The organism is Pseudomonas cyclaminis, from assembly GCF_015163715.1.
Taxonomy (GTDB): domain Bacteria; phylum Pseudomonadota; class Gammaproteobacteria; order Pseudomonadales; family Pseudomonadaceae; genus Aquipseudomonas; species Aquipseudomonas cyclaminis.
On sequence record NZ_JADDUM010000406.1, the window covers coordinates 1 to 544 of the forward strand.

A 544-nucleotide genomic window follows, 5' to 3' on the forward strand; every position below is an offset into this window, starting at 1 on the left:
GGCCCGCGCCACAGGTCGCCGTCGATTTTCGAGCGGCTGAAATACGCCGACAGGCCCTGGTACTCGCCGCTTTGCAGCTTGACGAAACTGCGCCGCAGGCTGTCGCTGCCCAAGGTATAGGACAGGCTCACACCGGGCTCCACCGTGGGGTTGCTGGTCTGGTAATCCACATACGGACCCAGTGACGCATAGCCCGATTGCGACACATCGCCGGCGCCGGTAGAGGCCGTGACCCGCTCGGTGTTTTCGTTGTCGACGTAGCGATAGATCGGGCTGCCGCCAAACTGGTCGGTACGGCCCAACGGCACGCCGTCGATGGAAAAACCGATCTGCTGCAAGTTGAACGCCCGCACGAATACCGAGTTGCCGAACTCATACAAGCCCAGCGCATCGTTGACCTGCACGTTGAAGCCTGGCAGCGCTTCGAGCATTTTCAGGCCCGAGGTGCCCGCCGGCGCCGACAGCAGCGCCTGGTGCGAGATACTCAGGGTGTTGCTGATCTTGTCTTCGCCGATCGCGGCGCTGGCTTCGGTGACGCGGGCAC

Annotated in this window: 1 protein-coding gene; it reads right to left on the reverse strand. The window is 63.2% G+C overall.

Translation table 11 applies throughout. The features are described 5' to 3' along the window. On the reverse strand, positions 1-544 hold a 544-nt coding region (locus IQK56_RS30850; RefSeq protein WP_193901997.1), incomplete at both ends, for a TonB-dependent receptor plug domain-containing protein.